This window comes from Bacillus sp. ISL-77, assembly GCF_018613105.1.
Map to the genome: position 1 here is coordinate 144,319 of NZ_JAGGQY010000018.1, position 18,366 is coordinate 162,684.

Annotated in this window: 16 protein-coding genes and 1 pseudogene; 9 read left to right on the top strand and 8 right to left on the bottom strand. The window is 36.0% G+C overall.

Annotation, left to right across the window (positions count from 1 at the left end):
• Positions 1-77: 77 nt before the first annotated feature.
• Genes J7E77_RS07120 through J7E77_RS07130 form a run of 3 tightly spaced genes read right to left on the bottom strand, consistent with a single transcriptional unit; the run spans position 78 to position 2,482 of the window.
• On the bottom strand, positions 78-233 hold the full coding sequence (locus J7E77_RS07120) for a FeoB-associated Cys-rich membrane protein (protein WP_214713256.1): 156 nt from the start codon (positions 231-233) through the stop codon (positions 78-80).
• Positions 234-254: 21 nt separating this feature from the next.
• Positions 255-2,258: a ferrous iron transport protein B gene (feoB, locus tag J7E77_RS07125; protein ID WP_214713257.1), complete on the bottom strand. Its 2,004-nt coding sequence runs from the start codon at positions 2,256-2,258 to the stop codon at positions 255-257.
• Positions 2,258-2,482, bottom strand: a complete 225-nt coding sequence (locus tag J7E77_RS07130) for a FeoA family protein (protein WP_214713258.1) — start codon at positions 2,480-2,482, stop codon at positions 2,258-2,260. Before J7E77_RS07130 ends, feoB begins: the two co-directional genes overlap by 1 nt.
• A gap of 298 nt (positions 2,483-2,780) precedes the next feature.
• Between J7E77_RS07130 and J7E77_RS07135 the strand changes: the two genes are divergently transcribed.
• The 4 genes from J7E77_RS07135 (at position 2,781) to J7E77_RS07150 (ending at position 7,721) form a co-directional block, all read left to right on the top strand.
• Positions 2,781-3,920 carry a histidine kinase N-terminal domain-containing protein gene (locus tag J7E77_RS07135; RefSeq protein ID WP_214713259.1) on the top strand — a complete coding sequence of 380 codons (1,140 nt, stop codon included), beginning with the start codon at positions 2,781-2,783 and terminating at the stop codon, positions 3,918-3,920.
• A 133-nt stretch (positions 3,921-4,053) separates the two neighbouring features.
• On the top strand, positions 4,054-4,608 hold the full coding sequence (locus tag J7E77_RS07140) for a GNAT family N-acetyltransferase (RefSeq protein WP_214713260.1): 555 nt from the start codon (positions 4,054-4,056) through the stop codon (positions 4,606-4,608).
• A 139-nt stretch (positions 4,609-4,747) separates the two neighbouring features.
• The gene (locus J7E77_RS07145) at positions 4,748-6,076 is read left to right on the top strand and encodes a hemolysin family protein (protein WP_214713261.1); all 1,329 of its coding nucleotides are present in this window, start codon (positions 4,748-4,750) and stop codon (positions 6,074-6,076) included.
• A gap of 292 nt (positions 6,077-6,368) precedes the next feature.
• Positions 6,369-7,721, top strand: coding sequence for a hemolysin family protein (locus J7E77_RS07150; RefSeq protein WP_214713262.1), 1,353 nt, complete (start codon positions 6,369-6,371; stop codon positions 7,719-7,721).
• Between the two features lie 54 nt (positions 7,722-7,775).
• On the opposite strand, the gene J7E77_RS07155 is transcribed toward J7E77_RS07150, so the two are convergent.
• Both J7E77_RS07155 and J7E77_RS07160 read right to left on the bottom strand, forming a co-directional pair.
• Positions 7,776-8,072 (bottom strand): hypothetical protein, encoded by a 297-nt coding sequence (locus J7E77_RS07155; RefSeq protein WP_214713263.1) that lies wholly within the window; start codon positions 8,070-8,072, stop codon positions 7,776-7,778.
• A 104-nt stretch (positions 8,073-8,176) separates the two neighbouring features.
• Positions 8,177-8,401, bottom strand: a pseudogene (locus tag J7E77_RS07160) (CGCGG family putative rSAM-modified RiPP protein); the annotation flags it as partial.
• A 264-nt stretch (positions 8,402-8,665) separates the two neighbouring features.
• Here J7E77_RS07160 and J7E77_RS07165 point away from each other — a divergent pair.
• Positions 8,666-9,922, top strand: coding sequence for a DUF445 domain-containing protein (locus J7E77_RS07165; protein WP_214713264.1), 1,257 nt, complete (start codon positions 8,666-8,668; stop codon positions 9,920-9,922).
• Between the two features lie 152 nt (positions 9,923-10,074).
• Positions 10,075-10,440 carry a cytochrome-c oxidase gene (locus J7E77_RS07170; RefSeq protein ID WP_088085957.1) on the top strand — a complete coding sequence of 122 codons (366 nt, stop codon included), beginning with the start codon at positions 10,075-10,077 and terminating at the stop codon, positions 10,438-10,440.
• 78 nt (positions 10,441-10,518) lie between these two features.
• On the opposite strand, the gene J7E77_RS07175 is transcribed toward J7E77_RS07170, so the two are convergent.
• On the bottom strand, positions 10,519-11,298 hold the full coding sequence (locus tag J7E77_RS07175; RefSeq protein ID WP_374102956.1) for a 5'-nucleotidase, lipoprotein e(P4) family: 780 nt from the start codon (positions 11,296-11,298) through the stop codon (positions 10,519-10,521).
• 207 nt (positions 11,299-11,505) lie between these two features.
• Positions 11,506-12,906: an alanine permease AlaP gene (gene alaP / locus J7E77_RS07180; protein ID WP_214713266.1), complete on the bottom strand. Its 1,401-nt coding sequence runs from the start codon at positions 12,904-12,906 to the stop codon at positions 11,506-11,508.
• A gap of 331 nt (positions 12,907-13,237) precedes the next feature.
• Between alaP and J7E77_RS07185 the strand changes: the two genes are divergently transcribed.
• From J7E77_RS07185 to alr, 3 genes are all read left to right on the top strand, one after another.
• Positions 13,238-14,476, top strand: a complete 1,239-nt coding sequence (locus tag J7E77_RS07185; RefSeq protein ID WP_251026725.1) for a PucR family transcriptional regulator — start codon at positions 13,238-13,240, stop codon at positions 14,474-14,476.
• A 129-nt stretch (positions 14,477-14,605) separates the two neighbouring features.
• Positions 14,606-15,739, top strand: coding sequence for an alanine dehydrogenase (gene ald / locus J7E77_RS07190; RefSeq protein WP_214713268.1), 1,134 nt, complete (start codon positions 14,606-14,608; stop codon positions 15,737-15,739).
• A 60-nt stretch (positions 15,740-15,799) separates the two neighbouring features.
• On the top strand, positions 15,800-16,984 hold the full coding sequence (alr, locus tag J7E77_RS07195; RefSeq protein WP_214713269.1) for an alanine racemase: 1,185 nt from the start codon (positions 15,800-15,802) through the stop codon (positions 16,982-16,984).
• A 21-nt stretch (positions 16,985-17,005) separates the two neighbouring features.
• Here alr and J7E77_RS07200 read toward each other — a convergent pair whose 3' ends face one another.
• Complete coding sequence (locus tag J7E77_RS07200) at positions 17,006-18,352, bottom strand: UDP-glucose dehydrogenase family protein (RefSeq protein ID WP_214713270.1); 1,347 nt, start codon at positions 18,350-18,352, stop codon at positions 17,006-17,008.
• Positions 18,353-18,366 lie beyond the last annotated feature (14 nt).

Below are 18,366 nucleotides of genomic sequence, written 5' to 3' on the forward strand. Positions count from 1 at the left end.
TTTTACACTAGATTGTCGTATCATTCAAATATTATCATTAAAAAACTGCTACCTCATGGATAGCAGTCTTTTAATAATTATTGTATTTTAGGAGGAATGCCGCACTTGCTAGAACATGAATCTTTCAAATCACATGCGCCGCATTTTCCCTTTTTCGATTTATTAATAAACCTGACTAAGGCCCAGCTCGCGTATCCAAAAATAGCTGCCCCTATCAAAATATTGGCAATCATTTGCTCCACCTCTTTTAAGAATTACACAAGTCCAAACAGTTTGCCACCTTGATAGATAATCAAAGAGAGGACATACGCAATAGCAAATGCATAGATCATTGAAAAAGCTGTCCATTTCTTTGAATTCGTTTCTTTATAGATTGTTGCAACCGTCGCTAAGCATGGAATATATAACAATATAAAAACCATAAAACTATAAGCTGCAAGCGGTGTATAATAATCTGCCAATAACCCTTGCAGACTTGCATCGTTCGGAACAAAATAGATGATATTCATGGTAGAAATAATTGCTTCTTTTGCCAAGAATCCAGTAATTAACGATGCGGATGCCTGCCATGTTCCAAAACCAATCGGATCAAAAATTGGCGCAATAACATTCCCAATTGCCGCTAAATAACTATCATCCATGTCAACCTTTAAACCATTGGGACCCGCATATGATAGCAGCCAGATAAAGACAGAACCAGCAAAAATAAATGTTCCAGCCTTTCTTACAAATCCTTTCCCTTTATCCCATGTACTTCTCCAAAGTGATTGAAATTGGGGCAGTCGGTAGGGTGGCAGTTCAATAACAAATAATGAAGTTTCTGATTTAAGTACAGTAGAAGAAAAGACTTTTGCCAAGGTTAACGCAACAATGATGCCAAGTACATACAGGCTAAGGACAACCAATGCCTTATTTCCTGCAAAAAACGCTCCAACGAATAATGCATATACCGGTAATCGTGCCGAGCAAGACATTAACGGGGTTAGTAAAATGGTTAACAGCCTCTCCCTTGGTGTTTCAATTGTTCTTGCTGCCATTATTCCTGGTACATTGCAGCCAAAACCAATCATCATTGGGATAAATGCCTTCCCATTTAAGCCAACTGATTCCATAATCCGGTCCATTACTAATGCGACTCGAGCCATGTACCCTGAATCTTCTAATAAAGATATAAAAAAGAAGAGGATAAAAATTTGCGGTACAAAGACGAGAACCCCGCCTACCCCTGCAACTAAGCCTTCAATAATTAACGCATGAATAAAATCGGAAGCATGGATAGCAGTTAATCCCTTCTCAAATCCTGCCGTAATCGGTCCGGTTAAAAATCCATCCAAAAGATCAGATAATGGGGTTCCGAGCCAATCAAAAGTCAACATAAACATAAAATACATGAGCAACAAGAAAATTGGCATTCCTAAAAAGCGATTCGTAACAATACTGTCAATTTTTTCAGAAAGAGGAATATCTGAATTACTTTTCCTAGCAACTTCCGCGAAAATCTTCTCGATTACTTCTTTTCTTTTTTTATAAATATAGTTGGCTAAAGATTTTACATCATATTGTTTCTGTAATATTGATTCAAGATTTGCCGTAATAGAAGTTAGTTTAGTTACATCTACAATGCTATTTAAATAGTCTCTGACATATTCATTTCCTTCAAAATATTGGATCGCTAGAAAGCGTGCAGAAAGTCCGGTTTTTCCATTTAACATACCGGTCAATGTCACAATCGCTTCTTCGACCTCTTTTCCGTAGTAAACGAGGTTCTTTTTGACAGGCTGGATTGATTTTGTTGAGATGACATCTACTAGCTTGTCACAGCCTTTACCGCTTCTTGCCACCACCGGAACAACTGGTACCCCGAGAAACTCCGAAAGCTTTCCTGCATCTATTTGAATTCCGCGCTTATTCGCCACGTCAATCATATTAAGTCCAATAAGGGCAGGCTTTTCAAACTCTAGCAATTGCAAGGTCAAATGTAAATTACGTTCTAATTGTGAAGCATCTAATATATTTAGCAGGCGATCAACGGATTCATTCAAAAAGAAGGATGTAACCACTCCTTCATCCTTTGACAACGGATTAAGTGTATACACACCTGGTAAATCAATTAAATGGCCAATATTATTTTTAAAAATGCCAACTTTCTTTTCAACGGTTACGCCGCTCCAGTTACCAACATACTCATAGGATCCTGTTAGATTATTAAACAATGAAGTTTTCCCAGTATTGGGATTTCCAATAAGAGCGATTTCCATTATATTTTCTCCACTTCAATCTGAACTGCTTCCGTACGGCGGATACCGACACATTGACCACATGATTCAATCATAACTGGCCCGCCAAATGGCATTACACACTTCACACACACTTCTGAGCCTTCTGTGATCCCTAAGTCAAGTAAACGTCTTTGCACTAGGAGACCAACTTGAGAAAGATTAACGATTTTCCCTTTACCCCCTGCTTTTAACAATCCGAACATTTATATCACCCTATCTATGTTAATTGAGAATGATTATCTTTCTATATCGTCATTTTAACACTTATTCGTAGGTACTAAGCATAATAAATTTGTCAAAAGTTCGAAATCTTTTGTGGCTTTTACAAGGAAAAAATAAACTGAGTGATGCTAGATTTTATTCTTATTGTCCCATATGATTCTAGTATTATGATTAAAATGGGAAGTAACACTTTTTATGATAAAATAAAGAAGGATTTTTGCTTTAATCATCGAATTTACACTGTAAGCAGTTTTGTCAATAGCATAGGGGGAAAACGGCATGTTCACGGAAAACCAAACGGATTTAATTGACTATTTTAATCAAAATAAACAGAAATTGATTCAAGAATGGGAAAATGCTATTGTTACCACTAAAGCAGACCCTTTTAAATTGAAGATTCATGAAAACGGAGCAGCCTTACTCGAAGCTTTGCTTAATATGCATAAAATGACTAAGCAAGAGCTTTTAAACATTATCGAAAAGCTAGCCATAGAAGTTTCGGAAGAAAGAGTATTGGCTGAAATCAACCTTGGAGATTTTGTTTATAATGTAAATCTTGGGAGAACAGTTTTATACAGCTATTTAAGTAACACTGGGATCCCATGGACAGATATGCAAGAAGCGTTAAACAGGATAAATTTTTGCTTTGATAAATTTTTATACTATGCTGTTTCAAATTACTCTGAAGCAAAAAACAAAATCATCGAAGAAAAAACAATGCACATCGATTCTACCCATCAGGACCGATTAACACTACTCGGCCAGATGACATCTAGCTTTATTCATGAGTTTAGGAACCCACTAACATCTGTTCAAGGATTTATCCAATTGCTGAAAGCTGATTATCCGGATATGAAATATTTAGATATCATTTCAAGTGAATTGGATCAACTTAATTTTCGTATTTCGCAATTCTTACTTTTATCAAAAAAGGAGTTAATTGGAAAAGAAAAGGATGACTTTAATTTAAATAAATTAATTGATGAAGTATTAAACTTTCTATATCCAAGCATTCTCGATGGAAAAGTAAAAATAAGAAAAGAATTAAGTGAAGATATTACTCTTAATGGGTATGCGGATGAAATTAGGCAGGTATTAATTAATATCATATTTAATGCGATTGATGTATTAAATCATGATGAGAATCCCACTCCAACAATTGAGATCAATAGCAGTCTCGAAAATCAGTCCATCAAAATCAATATTTCCAATAATGGACCCGTGATCCCAGCAGAACTTAGAAAATCCATTTTCGAACCATTTTTCACGACCAAAAAACTAGGTACAGGTCTTGGTTTGTTTGTATGTAAAGAAATTATTGAAAAACATAAAGGGAATTTAGATTGTGATTCCACCCCTGATAAAACTACATTTTCTATTAGCTTACCAGTCACAGCCATCCCTAGTGGCAATGAATAAGGTCATTCATAGTCCTATTATCCAATCCCACTTTCATTAAAGCAGGGATTTTTTTATTTCTCTTCAATATATCTTCCGTTATAGACTCCTGTTGCATATGATGAATTAAAATTTTTATCAGGAGATTAGGCCAATGTTTACATTAAAGGTTGATAATGAAATTGAGCTCCAGTTGTTTCAGCAGCATCACGCCTTAAGACTGTATCAGCTAGTTGAGGAGAATCGTGAACATTTACGTGAATGGATGCCCTGGGTGGATAGCATGAACTCCCCTTATCAATTTGAGTCGATTATTCCCGTATGGCTGTCCCAGTTCTCAGAAAATAGCGGATTAAACGTAGGGATACTCTATAAAGGTGAACTAGTTGGCTCAATTGGATTACATCAAATTGATTGGCATAACCGTATGACAAGTATCGGCTATTATCTTTCCAAAAATGCAGAAGGTCATGGCATCATGACTCGTTCAGTTCAATCCCTTATAAACTATGCCTTTTTCACATTAGGCTTAAACCGTGTTGAAATTCGCTGTGGTATAAAAAACAAAAAAAGCCGTGCGATTCCTGAGAGATTCGGTTTTGTAAAGGAAGGGATCATTAGAGACGGTGAACAATTGTATGGAAAATTTCATGACCTCTTTGTTTATGGTATGCTTGCCCGCGACTGGAATAAAAGAATTCCCTATTAAAAAATCTAATTACATCGCTACATACTGCCTATTGGCAGTATTTTTTATTGGGCGATTTGCTAATAGAATTTTTTTTTGAAATAATGTATACAGTACAACGTAAGTGAGGTGGCATACCTTACCATTTGTAAGGTGATAAATGATTTGGATGAATGTAATTTTAATTGTTATCCTAATAGCCTTTACCGCACTTTTTGTCGCTTCTGAATTTGCGATGGTAAAGGTTCGAACAACAAGAATTGATCAATTACTGTCAGAAGGAAACCCCAAAGCGGAAGCAGCAAAGAAAGTCATTTCTAATTTGGATGGATATTTATCAGCTACTCAGGTTGGAATTACAATCATCTCCCTAATATTAGGATGGCTGGGTGAGCCCACTATTCGAAAGCTGCTAGATCCCGTTTTTGAATGGATTCAATTACCTTTATCTTTAAAACACATTATCTCGTTTATCATTGCTTTTATTGCTATAACCTATTTCCATGTTGTAATTGGAGAATTATCACCAAAAACAATAGCGATTCAAAAAGCAGAAGAAATCCTCTTGTTTTTTGCGCGACCGTTAATCCTATTTTATAAGCTGATGTATCCCTTTATTTGGATTCTTAATCGTTCCGCCAGATTTGTTACTGGACTTTTCGGAATACAACCAGCTTCTGAGCATGATATCGTCCTTTCGGAAGAAGAACTGCGTTTAATCCTTTCTCAAAGCTATGAGAGTGGGGAAATAAATCAATCTGAATACCGTTATATGAACCGAATTTTTGAATTTGATAACCGGATTGCAAAAGAAATTATGGTTCCGAGAACTGAGCTTGTAACTCTATCCAGGGATGCCTCAATGGAAGAAATTATTGAAATAGTTAAGGAAGAAAAATACACTAGATATCCCCTTATTGATGGTGACAAAGATAATATTTTAGGTGTTGTTAATATTAAAGAGGTCTTAACCGATTGTATTCTTCAAAAATGTACCGGCGAAAGACCGCTTATCCCTTATCTTAAGCCAGTCATTCATGTCATTGAAACAATTCCCATTCAGGAACTACTAGTCAAACTGCAAAAAAACCGTTCACACATGGCCGTTTTATCTGATGAATATGGAGGGACAGCAGGAATTGTCACGGTCGAAGATATTCTTGAAGAAATTGTTGGGGAAATACGGGATGAATTTGACTTGGATGAACTCCCACTGGTTCAGAAAAAAGCAGATGGTCATTTTATTTTGGATGGAAAAGTATTAATAAGCGAAGTAAACGATCTACTGGGCACATCACTTGATGAGCAAGATGTAGACACGATTGGGGGTTGGTTTTTAACACAAAAGTTTGATGTACATAAAGGTGATTCCATCGAAAACGACGGATTTGTATTCCAAATTAATGAGATAGAAGGTCACCATATCTTATATATTGAAGTATATAAAGCAAAAACAGAACAAAAAAAAGTGGAAGTGGCTCCTGAATAGGAGCCAGTATTATTTTAGATAATTTTTGTAATATTTCGTCTTTACTGTTCATATTCACTATGTTTTCCCATAAAATATAGTTATCAACCAATATACTAACCAGAACGTTTGACTGTACGGTTCAAATTCTTTATAATTATTGTTAATTTACAAAATTGTCGAGGTGGTATAATGACCATTAGACGAGATTAGCAGAAAACTAGATATGAGTTTATTTTGATACGAGTTAATTTTTTTTATTAAACTGGGAGGTGACTCCTTACCTGTCTAAAAACGGGATAAGGGAACTTATTTGGACATATTTAACTTGGTTATTATAGCCATTTTAATTGCTTTAACTGCTTTTTTTGTAGCTTCAGAATTTGCTATTATCAGAGTAAGAAGCTCAAGAATTGATCAGTTAATCGAAGACGGAAATTCGAGTGCTGTGACTGCTAAACGAGTGATTTCGAACCTAGATGAATACCTTTCTGCCTGTCAGTTAGGAATTACCATTACTGCCCTTGGATTAGGTTGGCTTGGAGAAGCGACATTTGAAAAGATCCTGCACCCTATTTTTAAAGGCCTGCATATTCCCGAAAGTATTAACCAAATATTATCTGTGGGCTTTGCATTTGCAGCGATTACATTTTTACATGTAGTAATTGGTGAACTTGCACCTAAAACATTGGCGATCCAGAAAGCAGAATGGATTACCCTGATGATGTCACGTCCGCTCATCCTTTTTTATAAGGTGATGTATCCTGTAATTTGGCTGCTTAATGGTTCTGCACGAATTACAACACGTTTTTTTGGGCTTAAGCCTGTTTCTGAAAACGAAATCGCCCATACAGAGGAAGAGCTTCGAATTATTCTATCTGAAAGCTACAAAAGTGGTGAAATTAACCAATCAGAGTTTAAGTATGTAAATAAAATTTTTGAATTTGATAACCGTATTGCCAAAGAAGTTATGGTCCCTAGAACGGAAATCGTTTCCTTATCTAAGGATGATACATTAGAGACTTTTCTTCAGGTTTTACGTGAAGAAAAATTCACACGGTATCCCATCATTGATGGTGATAAGGATCATATAATTGGGCTTATTAATATAAAAGAAGTTATGACTGATTTAATTGGTAATGAAAAACTAGCAGAACGGACTCTAGAAAACTATACACGACCAATAATTAGAGTAATAGAAACGATTCCTATCCATGACTTATTAGTAAAAATGCAAAAAGACCGTGTCCATATGGCGATTTTAATGGACGAATATGGCGGTACATCAGGGCTTGTAACTGTTGAGGATATCTTAGAAGAAATTGTTGGGGAAATTCGTGACGAATTCGATATGGATGAAATTCCAGAGATTCGCAAAATTAAGGAAAACCATTATATTATCGATTCTAAAGTATTAGTTAGTGAGGTCAATGATTTATTGGGAGTGGAGATTGACGATGAAGATGTCGATACGATTGGCGGTTGGATTCTAACCGAAAATTACGAAGCAAAAGAAGGAGACATCCTACTTCATGATACCTATTCCTTTAAAATTCTCGATATGGAAGAGCACCATATTAAATATATTGAGGTCACGAAAAATGCCAATAATGGTGAAGCAGTTAGCCCACAAGTATCAATATCCAATTCAGAAGTACTATCTTAAAAAACTTCCTAAACCAGATCGTTTTCCGGTCTGGTTTTTTCTTATGAAAAATAATTATTTTGTTTTAATAATTATTATATCCTCTTCAACTTTTGCGATTTTAACTAAATGCGAATCAAGACGTCGATTAATATGCTGTATATCGCTATTGTTTGATTCTTCAATCCGCTGAAGTGATTCCTTAATATCGGAAAGGTCAATCTGGTTTACTTCTACACGGTGTTCAATGCTATCCATCTTTTCAAGCCTTGATAGTCGTTTTTCAATATTATCTAGTGTTTCATTGAATGTTTGAATTAAGCTTTTAATGTCATTATCATTTTCTGTTAATTTATCGAACTCCTTCACCATTGTAAAACCCCCTTTTTTCTTGCCTTAATCGTAACATTATTTTCACTATATATATGTTACAATATCAGCAACACTTGTACGGTAGAATAAATGGACTTAAAAAATTAACTTTTCCAAACCCTTAATACATATCCACCGCATCCACACTGATCAATGAATTTAATCTTTACTTGATCAGGATACAACTCCTCTAGTAGAGGCTGTATATAATCAACAGGATTTCCAAACGTTTCAGCTGTCACTAGATTTACAAAGTGCCCCTTTTTCGTTTCTTTCACTGCCTGCAATGCATCTTTAATGATCAGATCAATATTAAATTTGTATTCACCATGCTCTAAACAGCCGCAGCAGCTTCACTCGCTTTTGCCTTATCTTCAGCAGTTGGTAATTCCTCAGGCTTGGCATCTTCCTTTTACAACATAAATTTAGACGAGAAAAGTATAAAAGGGTTACAAAAAGTTTTTTTAAAATTTTTTTCTATTCGGTGCTTTAACAAATAAGTCAATAATAAGTAATTTTTTTTGCTTTTTTTTCTGTAAAATTGAGATAATAGCATTAGACAATAATATACTCAAAAAACGAGGGGTTTCATGATGTTAAATCGTAAGAATAAAACACGGCATTTAGCGACAATTTTTCTTGCTGTGATGGGAATCGGCTTTTTAGCCACTATTCCGATACAGAATTCAATCTGGGGGAGCATCCTACAAGGGGGATTTGAAGCCGGTCTGGTAGGGGGACTGGCTGACTGGTTTGCGGTAACCGCATTATTCCGTCATCCACTAGGAATTCCTATTCCACATACTGCTCTTCTTCCCAAAAATCGTAACAGAATTATTGCTGGAATCATATCAATGTTAGAAAATGATTGGCTAACAAAAGAGAGTATTCGAAAAAAAATAGACACCATCAATTTTACTAAAAAACTATTTGAGATCATCTATAATGAATTACCATCACAAGCCGTTCAAAAGTCTTTCCTAATGATTTCTAAACATTTGATAAAAATATTTGATATAAAAAAATTTGCTCCGCTTCTAGAAAAAGAACTAAAATTACGAATCAACGATTTGGATAGCAAGAATTATCTCCCCTTGCTTATCGATCAGATTAGTATTAGAAAATATGATGAAAAAGTACTAGATTATATCCTAAAAGAAATTGATGAATGGGCCAGGAAAGAAAGTACAAAATACAAACTTGGTGGGTTGGCTGTAGATGCGGTGGAAAATATTAAGGCAGATGGTTTTATGCAATTTGCCTTAAAGTCATTTAGCAACCTTGTTAATGAAGAAAAGCTAGGGAACATTATCCAAAGTCTTATTCTAAAAGGTGTAGCCAGCTATAGTGACCCCTTAAATCAAAATAGACATACCTTAATGATTCATATGAATAAAAAGCTGCAATCCATAAAAAGTGATGAAAAGATTTATGAAGAACTTAATAACTTTAAATCCCAGTTAGTAGATAAATGGGAGTTGCAAGAACAAATTACTGATTTATTAAGTCAGATCCAGCAAAAAGCTTATGACTTTGTCGAAAAACCTGCCTTTTATGATGATTATCTCCTCCCTTTAATTAAAAAGGGTTTAGAAGGTATCGAATTAAATCCAGAAAAAGTGAACGTTATTGAAGCTTGGATTAAAAATCATATTTTTAGTTTTATTGATAAAAATCATTCAAAAATAGGAATGCTTGTTAAAGAAAATTTAGAAAAACTAGATGATAAAACACTTATCGATATGGTTGAAACTAACGTTGGAAAAGACCTTCAATGGATCCGTGTCAATGGTGCAGTATGTGGATTTTTAATAGGGATTGTTTTAGTAGGTATTAAAGCACTTTTTTAATGCTTTGCAAAAAAGCTACCATTTATTGGTGGCTTATTTTCGTCCATGAAATTCTTGCTTTGTCCTCTTGAAATCAAAGTTATTTTTCAGAGTATTTCAACATAATTAGTACTGTAGTCATATCTTTTAGGTTTAAAAGAGGAGGCGGGAAAATGGCAATTAGGTTGATTAAAATTTCTGTTGTGTATTTTGTCATTGGGGTTTGCATGGGTATGTATATGTCAATGACGGAAAGTTTCGACTTCACACCGGTTCATGCCCATATTAATTTATTAGGTTGGCTGACTATGGCTGTCGCTGGTCTCATCTATGTTGGTTTTCCAGGTGCTGCGGAAACAACACTCGCAAAGGTTCACTTTTGGCTTCATAATATTTCTCTTCCCATTATGATGATTGGACTCGCTTTTTTAGTAACCGGAACGGAAAGTGCCGCGCCTGCAGTAGCTACAGGTGGAACCTTAATGGTATTAGGTATCATTGTCTTTGCAATCAATATCCTTAAAAATGTAAGGAATTGAGTTGCTCAAGTTGTCTATGATATTATTTATTTTTATTTCGTCCAGACAAAAGACGCCTTCTCTGGCGTCTTTTTTATTCTACCGGTATGTTTCCAAGAATTTCTTTCTTAGTTTGGCTTTTTCTTCATCAGATTTTTTGTAATCATAATTATAAATGGCGCATTCCCAATCACCATACATTGGGTTTGGAAACAGAATCAGCTTTTTACCGAATTCCTCTCTATATCTGTCCACTGCTTGATTTCTTTCTGAAACTGATAACACATCAAAACCACTGAAATCTCCAAGGTTATCGCCAAATAATAGAAGTATTTCATGTGTTCTCCCTACTAGCCTGCGGCGCGTTTCTTTCCCAATTTCACCAGGCTGCAGTAATAATACATGGTCTGAATCAGCTTGGGGTGCACCTACACTCTGTAAATTTTTAATAGCTGCAGCTTTTTGTGATTCATAACGGTTGGAAATGTAATAAATCTCTACACCTAAAGAATTTGCATAATGCAAAAACTCAATTGCACCTGGAAGTGGTTTTGCTTTAGATCGATTGAACCATTCATTCCAATTAAAAGGAATTTTTCTTCCGGCAATTACATACCTAGCTTGGTGTGGGCTGTTATTTAAAATGGTCTCATCGATATCAAGGACAATTGCTGGCTTTAGGTTATTTTTTCCCCTTTCTTTATTCATGATTTCGTCCAATCTCATCCTTCCAATGTTATAGCCTTGATAATATAACCCTTTTGCTTCCCCGGCGCTTTGAAACCAAAGTACCGACATCGTATTTTGTTCAGACAAGTTTGCCGTTGTTTCTGCATTTGCAACAACTTTATAAAATGAAAGTGTTAAAACAATGGCCATTATCAGGACAGTTATTCTCCTCACCAACAAAACCATTACCTCCTTTAATTGACAATGTTAGTATGTGGAATCGCAAAAATCCCCATCCATCTATCGGGCAAAACAGCACATTGAAGCGGTAGAACGTAATACTGCACATGAATAATTCCAACAAATAAGCAGTGGGTTGCCCCACTGCTTCTTCCTAATCCTATTTCACATAGTTTATTAACTAACTCGTTCTTCAACATTATTTTTGATGGAATCTCGTTTATGAAATCCTTTTGCATAATAAACAGCAACCAAGAATACTAGGAATAACGGTCCAATTACTAATGCAATCCTTGTATCCGGATTATAAACCATTAACCCAATGACAAAAGCTAAGAAGGCTAATGAAATATATGAAGTAAATGGGAAAAGTGGCATCTTATATTTTAAAGCTTTCGTCTCAGTCGGCTTTAAGGTCTTACGATAGCGAATTTGCGATAAAAGAATGACTCCCCACGTCCAGATCGCACCAAAGGTCGCAATACTAGTAACCCATGTAAAAACTTTTGCAGGAACAATATAATTTAAGACGACGCCAATCAATAGCGCACCGGCAGAAGCTACTACTGCAATCCCTGGAACCCCACTTTTTGTTACTTTCGCAAAATTTTGTGGTGCCTCACCATGCTGAGCAAGGTTAAATAACATCCGTGCCGTACTAAAAATCCCACTGTTACAGGACGAAAGTGCTGCTGTTAATACGACAAAGTTAATAATACCTGCTGCTCCTGGTATTCCAATTTGTTCAAAGGTTAATACAAATGGGCTTCCTTTTGTACCAATATCCTCCCATGGATAGATAGACATAATGACAAATAAAGCACCCACGTAAAAAATAAGAATACGCCAGAATACAGAATCTATTGCTCTTGCAAGGGATTTTTCAGGGTTTTTAACCTCACCTGCTGTAACCCCAATCATTTCTATCCCTAGATAAGCAAACATAACCATTTGTAATGATAATAAAACACCTTTAATCCCATTAGGGAATAACCCGCCATGATCCCATAAATTCTTAATTCCAGTAGCAATACCACCGTTGCCAATACCAAAGAAAATCATTCCAATACCGATGGCAATCATCGCAATAATCGTAACAATTTTAATTAGCGCAAACCAAAATTCTAATTCACCATACGCTTTTACCGCAAGGAAATTGACAGTCGCCATAACCACCAGTGCGGTGAGTGCCCAGATCCACCGTGGAACATCCGGATACCAATACTCCATGTAAATTCCTACAGCTGTAATCTCTGCCATACAGGTAACGACCCATAAAAACCAGTAATTCCAACCTGTTATGTATCCAGCAAGTGGTCCTAAATAATCACGTGCATATTTACTAAAAGAACCTGCAACCGGTTTTTGAATCGCCATTTCTCCCAGTGCACGCATAATAAAAAACATAATTAATCCAGCAACCGCATATCCAAACAAAATACCTGGTCCCGCCATTTTAATGGCTGTCGCAGAACCAAGAAATAGTCCCACCCCGATGGCTGCCCCTAAAGACATCAAGGTGATATGCCTTTCTTCTAAACCACGATGCAGCTCTTTCCCATGAGTGTTTTTACTCATATAAATCCCCCTTTATGAATAAACTTCAAAATTCTCTCATCCTAATGAAATAATTTCTTCTCTTTATTAATATAGCAATATTAGACTTCACTTTTAAGCTTTTTATTACTAATTCCTCCTTTTCTTCTAATGATAACGCTTTCAAAAGAGTAATTATTAAAATATTAACTCTTTTGGGATTACTCAAAATCATTTTAACATTATTGCATATTATTTATTTTGTTAAAATACATGAAATTATTTTATATTTTTTGTAAAATTAAACAAAGGCATTTTATGAACTGAACAAGACTACCATATGTCATTATATATTAATCCGGGGGTAATCATTTTGAATACTAGACTACATGACCCATTTAAGACTGCCTTTGATAGCTTAGATGAATTTGCCGACCTTATTAGTCAGGTACTAATGTGCCCTATTACAATTGAGGATGCAAACCACCGCCTACTTGCCTATAGTACTCATGATGAACGTACAGATCCAGCAAGAATTTCTACCATCATAGGCCGGAGAGTACCGGAAAAAGTCATTAATCAATTATGGAAAGAAGGAACGATTCCTGCTTTACTAAAGACCCAAGAGCCTATCCGTGTGAAAAACATGAATGATATAGGGCTTAACCATAGAGTCGCCATCTCTATTTGGAAGCAGGATCAAGTGATCGGATTTATTTGGGCAATAGAAATTGATAAAACATTAACGGCTGATGATTTCATCCTTTTAAAAAAAGCAGCGGATTCCGCAAAAAATAAACTATTACAGCTCCAGACGAGAAAGAACAAAAAGGAAGAGCGTTCACAAGAATTCTTTTGGAAGCTATTAACAGGTCATCTGAAAGCAAAAGAGGAAATTTTCGAACATTTCCATTCATTACAACTTACACCGCCGACCTCTTATGCGGTTCTTGTTTTTCAGTTCCATGATAATATCACGAACAAAGTAGAGCAATCCATCTCATATCTTTTGAAAACAAATCAACGAATAAAAATTACTCTTTATACAATAGACTGCAATCAACTAATTCTATTGGTATCAGTTACTAATATTGAAAACCCTTTCAATGAACTTGATCAATTTGCGAAATTCTTTGTCCTGCAAATGAGTGAAAGATATGGAATTAAGGAGATCAAACCAGGATATAGCAGTATTAAAGAGGATTATCAAAAAACAAACAAAGCATATAAGGAAACATTGGCGGTTTTATCAATTAAAGAAAAATTCCCAATTGAAACAAAGGACATTTTTAATTATCAAAAACTAGGAATATATCAAATTTTTGATCTTATTTTAGAAAAAAGACAAACCGAAGAATATGAAAATTATTCCTTAAAACTGCTTCATGAATATGACCAAAAACACAACAGCAATTTAATTGAAACATTAGAGGTTTTCTTAAATAAAGATAACAACATTAATGATGCAGCCAAGGAATTAAATGTCCATGCTAACACATTAAATTATCGGCTTAAACGAATCACCGAAATTGGTGATGTAAATTTCAAGGATCCTAACCAAAAAATGATACTCTACCTAGATTTAAAACTGGAAAAATATCAGGGGATTTGAACTTTTTGTGAAAATCCCCAAAAAGAATGAAAATCTTTCTCTTTTCTAAACAAAGAAATTCTCTGGCAAACATTCTATACTTTAGCCATAGCAAAACAATTTAATGTAACTAGGGGAGGAAATAAGATTATGTTTATAGGTGTACCTAAAGAAATTAAAAATAATGAAAATCGTGTAGCACTAACTCCAGCAGGTGTTGTATCATTCCTAAATGCCGGCCACACTGTGTTTATGGAAAAGGACGCTGGAATTGGAAGCGGTTTCACTAACGACGATTATGCTAAAGCTGGTGCTGAGATTATAGATAGCGCTGAACAGGTATGGACAAAAGCAGATATGATTATGAAAGTGAAAGAGCCTCTTTCAAGTGAATATAAGTACTTCCGCCAAGGTTTAATTTTATTTACTTACTTACACCTTGCAGCTGAGCCAGAGTTAGCAAAAGCTCTTAAAGAAAAAGGTGTTATCGCAGTTGCTTATGAAACAGTTTCTGTAAACAGGACTCTTCCACTGCTTACACCAATGAGTGAAGTAGCTGGACGCATGGCTGCTCAAATTGGCGCACAGTTCTTACAAAAAAATAATGGTGGTCTTGGAATTCTCCTTGCTGGTGTCCCAGGAGTTAACCGTGGAAAAGTTACCATTGTTGGTGGTGGGATTGTTGGAACCAATGCAGCTAAAATGGCTATCGGGTTAGGTGCTGACGTAACAATTATTGACCTAAGTGCTGACCGTCTCCGTCAGTTAGACGATATTTTTGGAAATCAAATCAAAACATTAATGTCTAATCCTTTCAATATTGCTGAAGCAGTGGCAGAGGCTGACCTTCTTATCGGTGCAGTATTAATCCCTGGTGCAAAGGCTCCTAAGCTAATTACAGAAGAAATGGTTAAATCAATGAAACCAGGTTCAGTGATCGTCGATGTTGCGATAGACCAAGGTGGAATTGTTGAAACAATCGACCATGTGACAACACATGACAATCCAACCTTTATCAAACACGGTGTTGTACACTACTCTGTTGCAAATATGCCTGGCGCAGTTCCAAGAACTTCAACAATCGCACTAACCAATGTTACAGTTCCATATGCATTGCAAATCGCAAATAAAGGGGTTTTCAAAGCCATTTCTGAAAATGCTGCATTATATCTTGGCGTTAACGTTGCCAACGGAGAAATCACTTATGAAGCAGTAGCAAAAGATCTAGGGTTTGATTATGTAACAGTCGAAAAGGCATTAGAAAAAGAACTAGCTACGATTTAATTGTAGTTATTCCCCTCAAGAAACTCTTGAGGGGATTTTTGATTAAAGGGGATGGTTTACATGAATCAATTGAGTTACCGCGATACATGGGCTGAAATTTCACTAGACCATATTAAAAATAATTATCTACAGTTTAGGCAGTTTGTTCACCCACATGCAAAAATCATGGCAGTGGTTAAAGCAGATGGATACGGACACGGGGCCATTGAAATTGCAAAAACAGCGATTGATGCTGGTGCAGATTATTTAGCAGTTGCTCTTGTAGATGAGGCCATCAAACTTAGACTGTCTGGGATCACACATCCCATTCTCGTACTCGGGTATACTCCGACACGTTCGATTAAGGCTGCCATTTTAGAAAATATCACGCTAACAGTCTTTGACCATGAAGTATTGGATGAAGTCATTGTCCAAGCGGATAGCTTAAGCAAAACTGCTTCTATTCATTTGAAAATTGATACTGGTATGTCCAGGATTGGCGTTACTTCCAGTGATGATGTACTTATTCTTGCTAAGAAGGCAATGAAAGCAAAAAATGTTTGTCTTGAAGGGGTATTTACTCATTTTGCTAATGCAGATAGTGAAAACAGTGACCTTACATATGCACAGTTTAATAAATTTCAATCAATAGTAAAATATTTGGAAAACAACTATATTTATATACCTATAAAACATTGTTGCAACAGTGCTGCAACAATGAAATTTCCAGAAATGCATCTAGACATGGTTCGAATTGGAGTTTCCTTGTATGGGTTATATCCAGATGCTTCGTTAAAAAACCACTCCATCCAGCTAAAGCAGGCCATGACCTTCAAAACGAAAATTGCAGCTATAAAAAAAGTAGCAGCTTTACAAGCAATCAGCTACGGGTGGACTTGGAAGCCGGAAAGAGTAAGTCTTATCGCTACCCTTCCGCTTGGATACGCTGACGGACTTTCCCGTCTACTATCAAACCGTGGGAAGGTCTTAATCCATGGGCAAAAATCTGCTATTGCAGGAAGGGTGTGCATGGATCAAACGATGATCGATATTACGGATATACAAAATTGTTCTGTTGGTGATGTAGTCACCATATTTGGAGAAAGCTGCTCTTCATTTCAGTCCGTGGACGAAATTGCCCATTTAATGGGCACCATCAATTATGAGGTTGTTTGTTTAATTGGTAAAAGAGTCCCCCGAGTGTATGACAACTACAATGAACTATTCAAACCTGCAAAGAATGTACAAAGTAATTTATTATTTTAATAACAAAGGCAGCTATTCCGACTAGCTGCCTTTGTTGTGTAGCACCGTGTTTATCTCTCCAATTATATTAGGTCTGCCAATTGAATAATATTCAACTGGATAATTTTTTATAGATTCTAATTGAAAGCAATTTCTCCCGTCAAAGATAACGGGTTCTTTCATTAACTCATGGAAGAGGTTTAATGGAACATTTTTAATTTCATCCCACTCAGTTACAATAAACGTAAGGTCAGCATCCATAAGAGCTTGCTCGACCGTATCTGCATAAGAAATTAGCTTTCCTAAAACCTTTTTCACATTTGGAATTGAGACGGGATCATAGGCAATTACTATCGCCCCTTCATGAACTAGACGCTTTGCTAACTTAATCGAAACAGCCTCCCTGATATCGTCTGTATCAGGTTTAAATGAAAGCCCCAGTAATGCAACTTTTTTTCCACGTAAACTTTGAAATCGGTTCAGGGCCATTTCCACTAGTTTAAGTTCCTGTCTTTTATTAACTTCAATAACCTCCTCAATGAGGTTAAAAGCTTCTCCCGCATCATTACCCATTTGAACTAGTGCGTGGGTATCTTTCGGCAGGCATGAGCCGCCAAAACCTACTCCAGCCTTAAGAAATGATGATCCGATCCTTGAATCCATTCCCATTCCAAATGATACGTCTTCAATATTTCCGCCAACATGTTCACAAATACTTGCGAGTGCATTTACGTAACTAATTTTTAAAGCTAAGAATGAATTTGATGCTACTTTTATTAATTCAGCACTATTCGTATCCGTTTTAAAAATGGGAATACCAAACGGCTGATATAATTCTTCCAACGAATGGAGGGCTTCCTTACTATCAGATCCAATAATTATCCGATCCCCGTGAAAAGTATCATAAATTGCCGACCCTTGGCTGATAAATTCAGGATTGGAAACGATTTGAAATTTAAGACTTGTTTGCATTTCGGATTGAATCCAATTTTTAATTTTTGCATTTGTTCCTACTGGTACCGTACTTTTTGTAACGACAATGACGTTATTTCGCTTTATTGACCTGCCAATTTCTTTAGAAATCTGTTCAATATATTGTAAATCAAGGGAGCCATTTTCATTTTGAGGAGTTCCTACTGTTATCATGATGATTTCAGCCGATTTAAAGCCAATAGAAGGGCTAGTTGTAAACCGTAACCGCCCCTCCTCCATATTTTTCAACATCAGTTCATTTAATCCTGGCTCATAAATTGGAGGATACCCATTGTTTAATGTACTTATTTTATGATGGTCCTGGTCTACGCAAATCACATCATTGCCGATGTCTGCTAAACAAACCCCTGTAACTAGTCCAACGTATCCTGTTCCAGCAATGGCTATTTTTTTCAATGAAGATTTTCCTT